We start from the raw sequence: 15,985 nt of genomic DNA, 5'->3' as shown, positions 1-15,985 counted from the left end.
GTATTTCTGAATGAAATGTCGTCTTTTTGATGAATTCTCTTTTGGCCCTCAGAAAAGCTATGTTTTTCAGTGGCCTCGTTACTGTAAGGGGAGTTTTTGTATGTTCTCACATCCCTGCATCCTCTTAAATAAGCAGCTCGCGCAACACGCGGTACGCGCGCTCCTGCTCTTGTACGGTTCGGCCGCGTAGCAACTGAGCGATTTCTTCTAACCATTTTTCCTCGATTTCAGCCGCAGCTTGCTTTGATCCAAACGTAACGGTCACTTCGGTATGTAGGGCTTCCGCAATTTTTTCAAGCGTCTGCAATTGGAGGTTTTGTTCTCCGATTTCAGCTGGACGTCCCCCTATTAAAAGTGTAGACCAACGGCGGGAGGTACTTGGAGAGCCTTAAAAGTTCAAAAAACATAAATTGAACTTATAGGGTCCTTTAGTTTTGGCTAACGATTAGTGTATGCTTTCTATAGGGGTCCCACAAATTGTAACGGCGTGGTTGCCTATACTGTCCAATCCACAAAGGAGGATGAATAATGGGTTCTATTTTGGAAGCTCTATACCGGGGGAGATTACGGCCGGATGAGGCAATCATGCCTGCGCATCCCGAGTACCGGGCGTTGAACCGAAACATTGCATCGCTCACGGAGCAGTGGAAAAAGCGACTAGGTGAGGAAGCGTTCCGGGAGCTGGAGGACTTATTCGACCTAAACAACCCAGCGGGATGCAGGCTGAAGCTGCCTTTTATTATGGCTTCAACCTGGGGGCTACGCTGCTGGTTGAGGTGATGATGGCGCGGGAACAGTTTTCCTTTACCCATGAGACGAAATAGAGAAGTGCATCTTGCCGTGGCGATCGGCGGCGGCCACTTCTATTCTGTTCCAGCGTTCGGATGGAGCTTGTCTCCATTCGGACGCTTTTTTGTATCTTCGGGGTTGCCGGGCATGTTTTTTTGCTGTTTTCTGCGCGGCAAGAGTGTTTTTTTGTCAGACAACATGGCTGCGAAGGATGTAACGGCAGGTCCGCTATGCTAAAATGAACGTTAGAATAAAATAAATATATATAATAAACGTTAGATTGAAAGTAAATATATACAATAAATGAAGAAACAGCTCGATAATCTTCATATCATCGATCGATCGAGGTGAGATACGGCATGCAGGGAACGATTCTGGTGGTGGATGACGAACAGCCTATCGCCGATATTTTGAAATTCAATCTGGAAAAGGAAGGCTACCAGGTCATTTGTGCCTTCGACGGAATCAGTGCGGTCGATATCGCCGTCAAGCAGCAGCCGGATCTGATTCTGCTGGATTTGATGCTGCCGGGCATGGACGGTATGGATGTGTGCCGCGAGGTGCGGGGTCATCATCTGCAGACCCCTATCATTATGCTTACCGCCAAGGACGGGGAGATCGACAAGGTGCTTGGTCTGGAGCTGGGGGCTGACGATTATGTTACGAAGCCTTTCAGCACGCGCGAGCTGCTGGCGCGGGTGAAGGCCCAGATGCGCCGTCAGCGCGGTGCCGCAGCTGCCGAATCCAAACTGGCTGAGGATAAGCGGCAGGGGCTGCGCGTCGGGGAGCTTTATTTTGATACGGATATGTACACCGCTTATAAAAATGGAACACCGCTGGATCTGACGCACCGTGAATATGAGCTGCTGCACTATATGGCGAAGAATGCGGGCAAAGTGATGACGCGCGAGCATTTGCTGCAGGCGGTGTGGGGCTTTGAATATTATGGCGACGTGCGGACGGTGGATGTCACCATCCGGCGGCTGCGCGAGAAGATTGAGGAGAATCCGAGCAAGCCGGAGACCATCTTGACCCGGCGCGGGCTTGGCTATTTGATCCATAATGGCAAAGGTGGCAGCTTCGGATGAAGTGGATGGAGTTCTTCCGCACGATCCAGGCGAAGCTGATCATTATTTATGTGCTGCTCATCCTGGTGGCTATGCAATTGATCGGCGTGTATTTCGTCAGTTCCATGAAGAACTCGCTGACAAGCAATTTCACACAGGATTTGCAGGCCCGGGCTGAAATGCTGGCCGTGCTTGCGGAGCAGGATCTGGGCGGAAGCGGCGGCAAGAGTGTGGAAGACAGTGTGGAGAGCCTGCGCGCGCGCGTGAACAATCTGTTTGATTTCAGCGGTGCCGAGATTCAGGTGCTGGACGCGAGCGGCAAGGTGCTGATCACCTCCCAGGGCTCGCATGCCGATTATGTCGGCCGCAAAAACACGCAAACCGTGGTTAGCCGTGCGCTGCAGGGCATCCGCGATAATGAGGAATATATGATCGACGAGGACAATGTGCGCAAAAAGGTCGTGGCCAAACCGGTCATCAGCGACGGCAAAATTGTCGGTGTCGTCTACATTGCTGCCTCCATGGCCGAGCTGTATGACACAATGCAGCGGATCAACAACGTGTTTCTATCCGGGATGCTGATCGCGCTCGGGCTGACCGCCGTGCTGGGGGTCGTGCTCGCTCATACGATCACACATCCGATCAGGCTGATGACGAAGCACGCGACAGGCGTGGCGGAGGGCAATTTCGACCAGAAGATGCCCGTGTTCGGCAGCGATGAGATCGGACAGCTGAGCAGTGCCTTCAATTATATGACCAGCAGACTGCGCGATGCGCTCGCCCAGAACGAGGAAGAGAAGGAGAAGCTGTCTTCCATTCTGTCGAACATGAGCGATGGTGTCATCGCAACAGACGAGAACGGGCGTGTCATTCTCGTCAACCTGCGCGCCAGCTCCATGCTCGGGGTGAACAACAACGAGATTGCCGGCAGGCATATCGCGCTGCTGCTCGGCCTCGACCCGGAGGAAGCGGATGCCCTGATTACAGGCGTGCCCGCATCTGCATTGCTGCAGCTGGAGCCGCAGGACCAATCCGAGCCGGTCGTTATCCGGGTCACGTTCACGCCGATTCACCGCCGCGAGATCGGCATTACCGGCACCATAGCCGTGCTGCAGGATGTGACTGAACAGGAAGAGATGGAGCACACGCGGCGCGAGTTTGTGGCGAACGTGTCGCACGAACTGCGGACACCGCTGACGACAATCCGGAGCTACGCGGAGGCGCTGGACGAGGGCGCTATGCAGGAGCCGCAGCTTGGCGAGCGCTTTGTTGGCGTCATCCGCAACGAGACTGAGCGGATGATTCGGCTCGTTACGGATCTGCTGCACCTGTCCAGACTGGATTCCAATGAGGCTCCGCTTCGTATCCAGCCAGTGGATGTTGAAGAACTGTTGGAGGACGTGGCGGACCGCTTTTCGTTTCAAATGCAGGAAAAGCAGATCACGGACCGGGTCGTCATTGAACAGGGCATTGGCGCCGTTATGATGGATCGGGATCAGGTGGACCAAGTGCTGGATAATCTGGTATCGAATGGGCTCAAATATACGCCGGAAGGCGGGAGCATTATGATCGAGGCCCGCCGCAGCGGCGGATTGCTTGCGATATCCGTGCAGGATACAGGCATTGGCATCCCGAAGAAGGATCTCGACAGGATTTTCGAACGTTTTTACCGTGTCGACAAAGCCCGTTCGCGAAACATGGGTGGAACAGGGCTGGGTTTGTCGATTGCCCGGGAAATTGTCAAAGCGCACGGTGGCACAATCACCCTGGAATCCGAGTTTGGCAAAGGTACGCGTGCGACGTTTACACTACCGCTGCCGGGTGAAGGGAGGGAAGCGCAGTGAAAGAACGCCTGAAGTCGGCAGCGCTCACCGCTCTGGTGCTGGGAAGCCTGGTGCAGAGCTATTTCCTGATCTACCGTCTGCCTGGAAGTGGCACGCTTCTTACATCGGAGACGAGTTATGTGCAGACAGAGAATATGGGCCAGGAGCAGAGTGTTGAGGATCTGATTTTCCCCGACCGGATGATCATCCATATGGGGGAAAACAAACATACGGTGTTTTATCCGGGAACCACCTTTTATGATCTGATTCTTTCGCGTCTGGAAGGGCGGATCTTTGAAAGCTATCAAAGACGGAGCATCCAGTCTGCAGACTGGAACGCAATTCGCGAGAAAAACAAGGGGATTGAGCTCTCCTTCAGCGGGGGCGTGCCGGTTACGCTGCTGGAGCGGCTGATGAGGATCACACCGGACCCTGTCTTTCGCGCGGAAACGATCAACCGGATATGGATCTATACTGACAGTCAGGCGTCGAAGACGCACGCGCTGTTCTTCAGCACCCGCGGAGATGTCGTGTATGAAGCGACCCAGGCGGATTTGACAGTTGAAGATGTGCAGCAGCATGTAGCCTTTGGCATCAGCTCACCGCTATATGAAATGGTAGACGGTCAATATTACATCCCTCAGGAGGATCTGGAGGTTGAGCAGCCAGTCGTGCTGTCGGGATTGTTCACCATTGAGCAAATGCAGCGCAACCTGTTTTTCGACCCGGGCATTACGCGCAATATTCAGGAGAAGGACGGATCGGAAATTTATACGGACAGCAAGCGCAGTCTTCAGGTGAAGCAGGAGCAGCGCTGGATGAGCTATACGGACCCGGCCGCCCCTTCCTCGGAGGAAAGCGACACCGTCCGTGATCTGCTTGCAGGTGTGGAATTTGTCAACCAGCACGGCGGCTGGGACGGTCGCTACCGGTTGGCGATGCAGAGCAGTCTGGATTACGGGACCAAAGTGTCATTCCAGCAGTATTACAAGTCCTTCCCGATGATGGACAAGCCCTCCTTCCGCTTCGGGACCATTCTGCTGGAGATGCAGCAGGAAACGGCGTCTGTCTACGAGCGCTCACTGCTGTATCTGAAGGGCGGAGAGGACTCTGCCAAAAAGGTGATGCTGCCCGGGGGAGAGAAACTCAAGCAGCAGTTAGCCAAGCAGGCGGAAGGCCAAGCCGTTACCGGCATCAGCCCGGCTTATATGCCGAAGCTGACCGATCAGGGAATCGAGCTTGTGCCAGTATGGCGGGTTAAGCTGGACAACGGCGGCGAGTTTACGGTGGAGGCGTCCCATGCTTCTGCACAAAGCAGCAGTTGACCGCCAGGGAAGGCAAGGAGTGCTGTGATTGAAGGAATGAAGGAGGAACAGGAATGGATTGGAGCCGCGCCAAAAATGTGCTGATTTTTACCTTTTTGCTGCTGAATCTGGTGCTGGGCTACCAGCTGTGGAGCGATATGCGCGAGACAGCCGGTCCGTCGCTTGATTTCACTTCCCTTGACGCAGATACGCAGCGGCTGATGGAAGAGAAGGACATTCAGGTGCTGGCTCCCATTCCCGGCGGAACACCGGAGCTGCCGAAGCTGTCCTATACGTACGTGGAAGGCGAGAACGGGAAAAGGGTAAAGCTGGCCAAACCGGTGGACAGCAAGCTGATTTTCAGCCAGCCGGAGCTGACGGAGGCGCTGCGTTCCGAGATTCCGGATATTGCCAGCTACGATTACGATCCGCTGGCAGAATATGACTCAGACGATGCCTTCGGCGCTTTTGTGCTGCATCCACTTGTTGAGGGCAAGTGGCCCCTTTTTAAGGTGGATCTGGAGCTGTATTACAGCAATCAGAAAATTACAGAATACCGCAAAATTCCGGTAGAGCTCACGACGACGGAGGAAAAGGAAACGGCATTGCCGGCGGCGAAGGCGCTGGGCAGACTGGTGGATAATTATTTGCCGATGGAAGCGGTAGTGAAGGATATCCGGCTGGGATATTACGGGCGTGATTTTAACTCGGACAACCAGGTGGCCGTTGCGGTATGGCGGTTCATTCTGGAGGACGGACAGGAGTATTACGTACAGATGAACGGTGATGTCATCAGCCCGAAGACGGAACAAACGGAGGAATTATAAGCAATGGGCATATCATTTACCGTCCTGTCGAGCGGTTCGACAGGCAATGCGACGGTGATCCGCAATGAGGACACCACCTTGATGATCGACGCCGGGCTCAGCGCCAAGCGCATTGAAGAGCTGCTGCAGGAGCGTGATCTGAGCGGAGCGGATCTGGATGGCATTCTCGTTACTCACGAGCATTCCGACCATATTAAAGGCCTGGGGGCGATGGCACGCAAATACAACCTCCCGGTCTATGCCAACGAGAAAACCTGGGCGGCGATGGCCAAGTCCATCGGAGCGATAGAAGAAATGAATCGCATGATGCTGGAGACCGGGGCGACGATGGAGCTCGGCTCCCTGCAGGTGGAATCGTTCGGTATTTCCCATGATGCGGCCGAGCCGGTGGGCTACAATTTTTATGACGGGCCGGAGAAGCTGAGCGTCGCCACCGATCTCGGCTATGTCAGCGACAAAGTGAAGCAGGCGATCTCCAAAGCGGATGTGCTGGTCCTGGAGGCGAACCATGACGTGGAAATGCTGCGCATGGGCCGTTATCCGTGGAATATCAAGCGTAGAATTTTGAGCGACATCGGCCATCTATCCAACGAAATGGCGGGAGCGATCTTAAGCGAGCTGCTTGACGGAAATACAAAGCGGACATATCTCGCACATTTGAGCCGGGATCATAATATGATGGAGCTGGCTAAACTGACGGTGCGTGGAGCGATGGAAGACCGCGGCTGTTTTTATAAGGACTCTGAATTCAGGCTGTGCGACACGTATTACGACAGGCCTACGCCATGGGATAAGGTGAGTGAGCCATAAAGCTGTCCATCTCGACGGCTTTGTGCTCCACTTCTTCACGGGTCAAGAGTCCCTTTTCCACGAGCAGCTCAATCAGCGTGCTGAGCGCAAGTGTGTTGCGGTAATGCTCTTCCTTCAAGTCCGCCAGCTTGGCGACGATCCCCACTTCCTCCATAGTTGTACGATAGCGTTCCATAATGCATTTCTCCTTTCAAAAAAATGAGCTTGTCCACTTAAAACGCCTCTGTTTTTTAAAGTGGCATATGATACAATACAATTACCAAATACAAAGATTTGGAAGATGCACAAACAGCCTGATGAATGCCCGCAAAAGCGGTAATGCATGTCTACTAGTCTCTTTACTATTGTAGTCAGGTTTGGTGAAGATCATTCCTCTTTTTGCCTCTATCCGGTTCGTCCGCCAGCGTGTATGCTGGAAATGCCGACTTGTGCTGCGGCAAATGAGCAGAAAATATGAAATTTTCACAGTTTCACTTGCAAAGTGAAGTTTGTAGTAATAAATAAGTAACCGGTATGTGTCAAGAAGGGGAGAGGATCAGCATGGGCTTGTTTGATGACGACTTTTACTCGGCTAAAGTGTCGGGACGCAGCTCGAAGAATCCCGTCTCCGGATCCCGTCATAACAAGGCCCGATGGCCTGGGAGAACAAGACGCCTGCGACGGCCGTCGATGCTGCAGACCGCGGCTGTCAGCGGTGCGATTGGCGCGATTGTGGCTGTGCTGCTGTTCGGCTTTATTACAGGTCTTCCGGGCACCACAGCATTCACCGGCGCCAATGGTTATAAGTCGCTGTCCTTCTCCGCAGACCCGTATGAGCGTATTATACAGGCGGCTGCCAAGGTGCGTCCTGCGGTCGTAAGCATTGTAAATTACCGGGACGGGCAGGGAGCGGCGCTGGCCGATTCGGCGCTTGGCTCAGGTGTAATCTTCCGCATTGCCGGAGGCAAGGCTTACATCATGACCAACAATCATGTGGTGGAGGGTGCCGAGGACCTTGAAGTAGTGACGGTAGACGGGGAGAGCAAGAAAGCGGAACTGATCGGCAAGGACCGCATATCGGATATCGCAGTTCTGGCTGTTGATGATAAGAACATGGATACGGTTGCCGAGATTGGCGATTCCAGCCGTCTGCGTCTCGGTGAAACGGTGATTGCCATCGGCAATCCGCTCGGACTGGGCGATACGCTTACTTCCGGAATTATCAGCTATACGAACCGGATCATCCCGGTGTCCATTAATCAGGATGGTGTATATGACTGGGAGCAGAGTGTCATTCAGACGGATGCCGCTATTAACGAAGGCAACAGCGGGGGCGCGCTGGTCGATCTGAACGGGCGTGTCATCGGCATAAATACGATGAAAATTGCAGATACCGGCGTGGAGGGACTGGGCTTTGCCATTCCGGCGAATGAAGTGATGGCCACGGTCTATGATCTGATGGACGATGGCGAAATGGAGCGTCCTTACCTGGGCGTATACACAATTGATCTGGAAAATCCATACGCTCCGATTGATGACGAGCAGCGCAAGGAGCTGAAGCTTCCGGACGAGGTCAAGTCAGGGGTCATTGTGCTGGAATCGCACGGCCCTGCGGAGGAAGCCGCCCTGAAGCTGAACGATGTGATTACGGCTCTGGACGGAATACCGATTAAATCTACACTGGAGCTGCGGCGTTATCTGTATGATCACAAGGAAATTGGCGATAAGATGGAAGTCACCTATTACCGTCAGGGCAAGGCCGAAAAGGTGACGGTGACCCTGACGGATAAGCCGGACGAATAAGGCTGATACATCCGTGGAGCTGCCGAAGTCGGCTACATAGCCGAAATAAATAATAACGGGAAGCAAAGAAGACCGGGCAAGGGCAAGACTAGCCCCGGTCTTCTTTGCTTCCCGTATTTTTGTCCAGAGGATCAAGGAGACTTAACAGTCTCAAATGTGCATGGAATGATCTGTATACCTGATTCGTTCATTTATTGGAAGGTCAAAGATTTGAGAGATATACGGAAAATCGTGTTCTCATCATAAAATTAAAGTTCCCTACATTCATTTTTCCGGGAATCCGAATAGAGTAAAGCAAAATCTTCCGAACAGGAGTCAAATTATGAGCACTTATATCCCTGTGGAGCTTGCAAGCAGATTTATAAAATTCGGCAGCAATACCTTCATACAAAAGGACGGGATCTTTACCCATCCGGAACAGGTCAGTATCGGGAATGACGTATTTATTCGTGCCCCCTACAGGATTCAGACACGAAACAGGCTGTTTGGCGAGGAAGAGGGCAGCGCAGCCAAAATCAGCATTGGCGACGGCTGCCAGATCAACATGGGTTTGAGCATCGATATCGAATACAATTTAACCTTGCGAAAGGATGTATTAATTGATTCACATGTCACCATGACCGACCATGGTGAAATTGAACGCAGTCCGACCTCCAGATACAAAGAAGGGGTTCTTTTGGAGGAAGGCTGCTGGATCGGGGCAAATAGCATCATTCAAGGCCCGCTTCGTGTAGGTTTCGGCAGTGTGGTAAAGGCGGGGAGCATCGTTACCGGGGACGTACCCGATTATGCCGTCGTCGCAGGAGTACCTGCGGAAATTGTGAGTTTATACGTGCCTTCCTTGAACTGCTGGGTCAAGGTTTCATCTGCCGGCGAAGCCCGCCGTTTGCTTGATGAAAGACGGAAGCAGCCGCTGCTGTCGATCTGTATTCCCACGTATAACAGGGCCGATTATCTGGAACATTGCCTGAACTGTATTTTATCCCAAGTCCGGGGAAATGAACTGATTGAGATCATCGTATCAGATAATGCTTCAACCGACCGTACACCTGCTCTGCTAAGCCGACTTGCCGAGGAATACGAAAATTTCAGCTTTACACGCAACAGCAGCAATACCGGTGCCGATCTTAATATTTTCAAAGTAATGAATCAGGGAAACGGTACGTTTATCAAGCTGCAGGGCGATGATGATTTTTTTGTGGAAGAGACCATTTTACCGTTGCTCAATCTCGTTTATAACCATCAGGATTGCGGGGTTATCTATGTAAATGTTCGAGGGGATGACCGTGTAGTCCATAAAGGCCACGGTTTATCAAACTTTGTTTCCGCCACATCCATTTATGGAACCTTCATCTCTTCTATATTTCTGCGCCGAGCCGATTTGGAAGCTCTTGAGGAGCCTGCCGATCTATTCATGTCTTCCTGCTTTAATCAACTGTATCTGCAATACGCCATCCTGGAAAGGAACCCTAATTATTGTATTTGGAACCGGAGCCTCTTCACCTATGCCGGGTTATCTTCGGATGACTATAATTTTGGCGAAATTGTGTTCAGCAGCTTCCCATCAATTCTTAAGCATTTTGTGGGACGCGGTCTTTCATTGGAGGAATTCAGCACCCAAAAGTATCTGGTTTTAATGACCTACGCTCTCCCCTGGTTCAAAGTCATATTGGAGACTAAAGCGGTTGCGGATACAGACGGCTTTGAAGAAATTTATTCCGATCATTACCGGGAAGAACCCTATTATCAGGATGGGTTGAAATTAATGGCAGAGATACGTGCCAATTGGGGATGAAGTCTGCAAAATCCGATTAACCGAAAGGAGTACTCCAATGAATTTTATGAATCCCGTAGCCTCAAGCGCTCTTTATCACTGTGGCGAAGAAACGGTTTTGGAAGCAGGACACTTCATATTTCACCCGGACGAGGTCTCAATCGGTTCATATGTCCACATTCGATCAGGCCATTGGTTTAGCGTCATATCAAAAGGAAGAGGAAGGACCCCTGTTATTCGCATCGGGGACGGCTGCATCTGTGGGGAGAATATGACGATTTCAGCCTTGAACAGCGTTGAGCTTGAGTCTGGTGTACGAATTGGCCGGCAGGTTAGCATTTCCGATACAGATCACGAATATCAAGAGATAGGCAAAGCGATTTTAGCCCAAGGAATAAATGACCATCATGGCGCATTGTCGATTGGCGAAGGAGCCATTATCGAAGATAACTGCGTGATTCACGGTAACCTGCGAATTGGACGCGGAGCTATCATTCGGTCCGGAAGCGTGGTTGAGCAGCCAATTCCGGATCACTGCATCGCCGCAGGAAATCCGGCCGAGATTATCAAAGTTTTCAATTATAAAACGGCGGAGTGGCTGTCCCCACAATCGGCAGCTGAACGGGAACAGATGCTGAGAGAACGGTTTGACGGACCCTTCCTTTCCATTTGCATTCCTACTTATAATCGGTCAGCCAATCTGGAAGCATGTCTGCAATCGATTGTAAGTCAATTGCATAGTTGCTATGTTCCCGTAGAAGTATTGATCTCCGATAATGCTTCAACCGACAATACGGCGGAAGTTGCAGCAAAATTCAGCGCTTTGTATCCTTACATTACCTATTACCGCAATGACGAAAATATAGGCGCAGACCGCAATATTTTTAAAATTATGAACATGGCCAAAGGGACCTTCATCAAGCTCCAGGGAGACGATGACTTTTTTGTGGAAGGCACACTCATGCCTTTAATCTATACCATACAGCAGCATCAGGATTGCGGTGTGATTCATATCCATGTGCACAACCACGACGGCAAAGTCTTCAACGGCGAAGGAGCGTCAGCCTTTTTAAGGGCTTCTACGATTATGTCCACTTTTATTTCAGGCACCATATTGCGCCGGACGGATCTGGGGCGAATCGAAGAACCGGATCTTTTTATTAATACTTCTTTTAATCAGATGTATATCCAGTACGCTATTCTTCAAAAAAACCCTTTGTTCTGTGTTATTCACCGCGGCCTGTTTCGATATGCGAATAACCCGCCTTCCGGATATAATTTTGGCGAAGTTGTTTTTAGGGGTTATCAGAAAATTCTTCGCTACTTTATTGGAAAAGGACTGACGGAGGAGGATGTCAGCGCTGAGAAGAAGCACTCCTTATTTAAATATATTTTGCCTTGGTACCACGATCTTGTTCTAAAGCAATCTCCCACGGATCTCAGCGGGTTCGAAGAGCTTTTTACGGAACATTTCAGGGAAGAGCCCTATTATGAGGAAGTATTGCAATTCATTCAGCAGCTTAAGCCCTCTGGATCCATGCCCTGATACGCCTCGAAGGGTTGAGCGAATTCCGGGACCGTACCCGATCAACTGATGGAATAGTTGCCTTGCTCGATATGTCCCGGAAATCGCAAGCAGCTGGTGTTTCTTGCGGTTTCCCTGTGCAGTAAGTGCAGCCTGGGTGATCGGATGAATCAAGAAAAAAGTGTTTCCCGCTACATTCCAGCTTTGGGAATCAAGCAATCAGCAAATTATGGGGAAATTCGCTAAAATGCGGCTATTGACGAGTAAATCAGACTATTATACCTTTGGATGGGATGGAAAATAACGAAGGAGGGTGATTTCCAAAATGACGGAAATTGATTTAAGAAACTACCGCGATTTGGACGGGCTTGTCAAGCTTTTGCGAATGGCCTATTCACTTGGAAATTGGCCTGAGCTGATCGATATTGCAGATCATCTGCATGTGACGGCTCGTGGCATGTATGAGCAGCCGATACATACAGAACGCCCGCTGGTGTATTACTATGGGTTCAGCTTGCTCATGAAAGGAATCGCGTTCAGAAAGCTGAAAAATTATGCGGAAGAAAGGCGCTGTATCCGTCAGTACTCGGATCTTGGCTGGTTTCAGAATTTGGATGACAATGGAATCAAAGAGATTCAACGTCTGAATTTTCTCGCCAAGGCCAACAGCTTTGGACTAGATTTATTAGAGGGCAAAGTGGAAGCGCTCCCAAAATATGTTCAATTCTTAATAGATCATCCTCAAGAAATGGCACCCGGTCTGGTCAATATTTTGGAGGCAACGCTGCTTCATGATTTTGATCTGAATGATGAAGTCGACGCACTCATCGAAGAATTTAACCCCGACACCATGGAAGCCGACCCTCTCATTTTCTCTCGTTATACCAGATTTATGTACCTTCTCATCATTTATCGCTTGAAAAATAAGGATTACAGGAAGGGCCTGTCCTGTACGCTGCATGCATTGGACAAGTATATCCGTCTGAAGGATATGAGTGGTTTTAAAAGGTGTATAGCTTTGTTCGAGATGTTCCGCGGCTATGCTTCGCCCGGTCAGATCAAGGAATATCAAAGCATGCTGTCATGCATTGTACAATCGGAGCTGATGGAAGATGACATGGCTTTCGACGGCAAGCAGATTGTACCCTCTTGGGAAGGCGTTGTTGAGAAGAGCAGGTACTCGGAAGACGTTATTTCTGTTCAGACACAGACTATTTAAATATCGGACAGGTTTTGGCATTTCCCCTCAGGATTCTTCCAGATGAATGCGGATCTCCTCAGGAATGTCCTCCGGCTCTACCTCTTCAAAGGAGATCAGAACCCCCTTTTTCTCAGTCAGCTTTAGGCAGGCTCCTTTATGCAACTGATTAGCATCAATGCTCCAAACAGGGATAACCAAATGGGGCGCAGGTCTTTTCTTTCCGTGTGAGGTGTGGTAGAACAGAGAAGTGGCTAGAATGATAGATACCAGAACAGGAGCTCTATGAATCAAGCCGCTGCTTCACAGGTATAACGGAAAGGGATGCTATTTGAATGTACGTCGTATGTAAAGAACATGTGGAACTGGCGATCGATCTGTTTGTCGATGAATTTGAGGACGCACCGGATGTGGTGGACTTGAAGGAGACGGAATTCTCCGATTGGGACCCGCCGGTCAAATGCTCGCAGTGTGATCAGCATGCCGAGTTTCTGATTGTATAACCGGATATGATTTTGAGTACATGAAATGTCCGAGCAGGAGAGCGTGACCGGCGGGAGCGTCTGGCGCGCTCTTTTTGGCATTCGTCATTGTCAAAATGGAGCATATGGGGCTAAGCTGAGAGAAGAACAGGGAAAGACGTCAGAACTGATCAAGCGACCGACTCCTGGAAGGCTGAATCCATGGTGCTTATCATGCGGTATAGGCGGCCTTTTTACATAGAATGATCGTTGAAAGTAAATCCTGCTGTTTAGAACAAGCTTGTGTTAAAAGAAAGGGGCGGCAGCAATGTTCATACAAATTATTGGGGTCGGCAAATTGAAGGAAAAATACTTGGTGCAGGGCATTGCGGAGTATGCGAAGCGGCTCGGCCCTTATATGAAGTTCGAGGTTCTGGAGGTGCCGGACGAGAAAGCGCCGGAGAACATGAGCGAGGCAGAGGTCCGGCAGGTGAAAGAGCGCGAGGGCGAGCGGCTGCTCGCGCTGATCAAGAGCGAGGCGCACGTGATCGCACTCGCCATCGACGGCAAGCTGTGGAGCTCGGAGGAGCTGGCAGCCGAGCTGGACAAGCTCGCCACCTACGGCACGAGCCACATCGTATTCGTGATAGGAGGCAGCAACGGCCTCTCCGACGCCGTCCAACGCCGCGCCCAGCAGAAGCTGAGCTTCGGGCGCATGACATTGCCGCATCAGTTAATGCGGCTCGTGCTGGTGGAGCAGATTTACCGGGCGGTGAAGATCAATCGGGGGGAACCTTATCATAAGTAAATGAAGTTTTTATAAAAGAGTTGTCTTTTAAGGTTGCTCTTTTTGTATTCCTCAAAAATTATAGGAACAAACGTTTGTTTTTTTGTTGACCATTAGCGAATAATGAATTAAAATTATAATAATATCAATAAAAGTCAATATAACTTTAAATGAATTTGTATTGGAGGGAGAACTATTTATAAGTACACCGATGAAGAATTTGTTCAGAAAGTCAAAGATAAAATCGGAAATGTAAGAGCTTTAAAAAAACACTTGCGAGAGAGGGGGTTAATTGGCAATAGGCAGCAGTTCTCAGAAGAGCACATACAAACCTTTAATGATATTAAAGAGTATAAGTTAACAAATCATACAACTTGGGAAATTGCATTTAAAGCCTGTTTAGATAAAATCTCAAGCCGGAATATTGAAGATATTTCTTTTGGAACTGAAATTGCTGAATCTACACCAAACAAGATTGAAGTCATTCTTAGTGAGATTTTGGTTACATTAAAACGTATTGAATCAAAACTTTAGTGCAATAGTCAAATATTTCATTTTTTGGAAAAATAACCATTTACTTCAAAATAGAAAAATGTGTTATAGTTAAAAAGCTATTCATTAAAAATTTTATTATATTCATAAGGATATATGTTCTTATTTTGATGCTAAAGTATGCCTGTGAAAAAACAGTGGAAAGGTGCAAATAATGAATACAGCAAATGATATAAAAGAAAAACTTCATGAAATAGATTGGGACTTTACTAGTTCAAGCACGACGAAAGGAATTCATTCAGTTCATCCTTATCCAGCGAAATTCATTCCTGAAATACCGAGAACGTTATTGGACACGCTTCCTTTGCCTGAAGGAACAGCGGTTCTTGACCCTTTTTGCGGTAGTGGAACTACTCTAGTAGAAGCTCAAAATAAGGGGTACCCAACAATTGGAGTAGATTTAAACCCTATAGCGTGTTTGATAAGTACAGTCAAAACTAATACTGTATTTTCTAATTTTGTAGATATCGCTGAAGAATGTATTAGCAATGCAAAGAAAAATAGTTATGAAATTAACAAAGAAATTCCTAACGTTAATCATTGGTTTAAAGAGGATATTCAGCATGCAATATCTGTTTTAGTTTCAGAAATTGACAAAGTTGAGAATGAAATTACTAGAAATGGCTTGAGACTTGCGCTATCAAGTATTATTGTTCGGGTTTCAAATCAAGAAAGTGATACAAGATATGCTGCAGTAGAAAAGAATGTAACAAAAGAAAATGTTTTCAGTTATTTTTTAATGGCATGTCAAAAATTAAGTCAATATCTTGGGGGAAATTTGTTCGAAAATAAAATAAGCGCTCAGATAATTAATAAAAGCATTCTAGAAGTAACTCCTTCAGATATAAAGAAACCCATCGGCATGGTTATTACTTCACCCCCTTATCCCAATGTCTATGAATATTGGTTATATCACAAATATCGTATGTGGTGGTTGGGATATAATCCGAATGAAGTAAAAAATAGTGAGATAGGTGCAAGAGCTCATTACTTTAAGAAAAATCATCAAACTATAGATGATTTTATATTGCAGATGGATAGTGTAATGGAATTACTAACAAAGGTAGTAGTTTCTTCTGGGTATATTTGTTTTGTGGTTGGACGTTCTATTATTCATGGGAAACATTATGATAATTCTAAAATAATTGAAGATTTAGCTTTGAAACATAATTTATCTGTTGTAGAAATTATTGATAGGAATATTGCAAACCATAGAAAATCTTTTAATTTATCTCATGCAAAAATCAAAAAAGAAACTTTATTAATATTACAAAAAAATTAAATCC

Annotated in this window: 16 protein-coding genes; 14 read left to right on the top strand and 2 right to left on the bottom strand. The window is 48.6% G+C overall.

All coding sequences use genetic code 11. From position 1 onward, the window contains the following. Positions 1 to 124: 124 nt before the first annotated feature. Positions 125 to 307 (bottom strand): hypothetical protein, encoded by a 183-nt coding sequence (locus ACE41H_RS21860; protein WP_375357677.1) that lies wholly within the window; start codon positions 305 to 307, stop codon positions 125 to 127. A 221-nt stretch (positions 308 to 528) separates the two neighbouring features. Here ACE41H_RS21860 and ACE41H_RS21855 point away from each other — a divergent pair, with 221 nt between their 5' ends. From ACE41H_RS21855 to ACE41H_RS21830, 6 genes are all read left to right on the top strand, one after another. Then, positions 529 to 780 (top strand): DUF6809 family protein, encoded by a 252-nt coding sequence (locus ACE41H_RS21855; RefSeq protein WP_375357676.1) that lies wholly within the window; start codon positions 529 to 531, stop codon positions 778 to 780. Positions 781 to 1,148: 368 nt separating this feature from the next. After that, complete coding sequence (yycF, locus tag ACE41H_RS21850; protein ID WP_375357675.1) at positions 1,149 to 1,877, top strand: response regulator YycF; 729 nt, start codon at positions 1,149 to 1,151, stop codon at positions 1,875 to 1,877. Continuing rightward, on the top strand, positions 1,874 to 3,700 hold the full coding sequence (walK, locus tag ACE41H_RS21845) for a cell wall metabolism sensor histidine kinase WalK (protein ID WP_375357674.1): 1,827 nt from the start codon (positions 1,874 to 1,876) through the stop codon (positions 3,698 to 3,700). The genes yycF and walK overlap by 4 nt, the downstream gene beginning before the upstream one ends. Continuing rightward, positions 3,697 to 5,004 carry a YycH family regulatory protein gene (locus tag ACE41H_RS21840; protein WP_375357673.1) on the top strand — a complete coding sequence of 436 codons (1,308 nt, stop codon included), beginning with the start codon at positions 3,697 to 3,699 and terminating at the stop codon, positions 5,002 to 5,004. The genes walK and ACE41H_RS21840 overlap by 4 nt, the downstream gene beginning before the upstream one ends. Positions 5,005 to 5,057: 53 nt before the next feature. Then, the gene (gene yycI / locus ACE41H_RS21835) at positions 5,058 to 5,810 is read left to right on the top strand and encodes a two-component system regulatory protein YycI (RefSeq protein WP_375357672.1); all 753 of its coding nucleotides are present in this window, start codon (positions 5,058 to 5,060) and stop codon (positions 5,808 to 5,810) included. Between the two features lie 3 nt (positions 5,811 to 5,813). Next, complete coding sequence (locus tag ACE41H_RS21830; RefSeq protein WP_375357670.1) at positions 5,814 to 6,620, top strand: MBL fold metallo-hydrolase; 807 nt, start codon at positions 5,814 to 5,816, stop codon at positions 6,618 to 6,620. Here the strand turns inward: ACE41H_RS21830 and ACE41H_RS21825 are convergent. Next, a complete protein-coding gene (locus ACE41H_RS21825; protein ID WP_375357669.1) occupies positions 6,589 to 6,795 on the bottom strand; it encodes a hypothetical protein in 207 nt (68 codons plus the stop codon). The genes ACE41H_RS21830 and ACE41H_RS21825 overlap by 32 nt on opposite strands. A gap of 365 nt (positions 6,796 to 7,160) precedes the next feature. Here ACE41H_RS21825 and ACE41H_RS21820 point away from each other — a divergent pair, with 365 nt between their 5' ends. The 8 genes from ACE41H_RS21820 to ACE41H_RS21785 all read left to right on the top strand — a co-directional run bounded on the left by ACE41H_RS21820 (position 7,161) and on the right by ACE41H_RS21785 (position 15,981). Further along, positions 7,161 to 8,402: a S1C family serine protease gene (locus ACE41H_RS21820; RefSeq protein WP_375357668.1), complete on the top strand. Its 1,242-nt coding sequence runs from the start codon at positions 7,161 to 7,163 to the stop codon at positions 8,400 to 8,402. A gap of 322 nt (positions 8,403 to 8,724) precedes the next feature. After that, positions 8,725 to 10,197 carry a glycosyltransferase gene (locus ACE41H_RS21815; protein WP_375357667.1) on the top strand — a complete coding sequence of 491 codons (1,473 nt, stop codon included), beginning with the start codon at positions 8,725 to 8,727 and terminating at the stop codon, positions 10,195 to 10,197. Between the two features lie 37 nt (positions 10,198 to 10,234). Then, positions 10,235 to 11,722 (top strand): glycosyltransferase, encoded by a 1,488-nt coding sequence (locus tag ACE41H_RS21810; protein WP_375357666.1) that lies wholly within the window; start codon positions 10,235 to 10,237, stop codon positions 11,720 to 11,722. Positions 11,723 to 12,026: 304 nt separating this feature from the next. Then, a complete protein-coding gene (locus ACE41H_RS21805) occupies positions 12,027 to 12,920 on the top strand; it encodes a hypothetical protein (protein WP_375357665.1) in 894 nt (297 codons plus the stop codon). 314 nt (positions 12,921 to 13,234) lie between these two features. Next, positions 13,235 to 13,402 carry a CxxH/CxxC protein gene (locus tag ACE41H_RS21800; protein WP_305754029.1) on the top strand — a complete coding sequence of 56 codons (168 nt, stop codon included), beginning with the start codon at positions 13,235 to 13,237 and terminating at the stop codon, positions 13,400 to 13,402. A 286-nt stretch (positions 13,403 to 13,688) separates the two neighbouring features. Beyond that, the gene (gene rlmH, locus ACE41H_RS21795; RefSeq protein ID WP_375357664.1) at positions 13,689 to 14,168 is read left to right on the top strand and encodes a 23S rRNA (pseudouridine(1915)-N(3))-methyltransferase RlmH; all 480 of its coding nucleotides are present in this window, start codon (positions 13,689 to 13,691) and stop codon (positions 14,166 to 14,168) included. A gap of 252 nt (positions 14,169 to 14,420) precedes the next feature. Further along, on the top strand, positions 14,421 to 14,681 hold the full coding sequence (locus tag ACE41H_RS21790) for a hypothetical protein (RefSeq protein ID WP_375357663.1): 261 nt from the start codon (positions 14,421 to 14,423) through the stop codon (positions 14,679 to 14,681). A 172-nt stretch (positions 14,682 to 14,853) separates the two neighbouring features. Continuing rightward, positions 14,854 to 15,981, top strand: coding sequence for a DNA methyltransferase (locus ACE41H_RS21785; protein WP_375357662.1), 1,128 nt, complete (start codon positions 14,854 to 14,856; stop codon positions 15,979 to 15,981). Positions 15,982 to 15,985: the final 4 nt, after the last annotated feature.

The sequence above is a fragment of the Paenibacillus enshidis genome, from assembly GCF_042136365.1.
GTDB classification, from domain to species: Bacteria; Bacillota; Bacilli; order Paenibacillales; family Paenibacillaceae; genus Paenibacillus; species Paenibacillus enshidis.
Note: the sequence above shows the minus strand (reverse complement) of the source record. Positions and strands in the feature narration are given on the sequence as shown.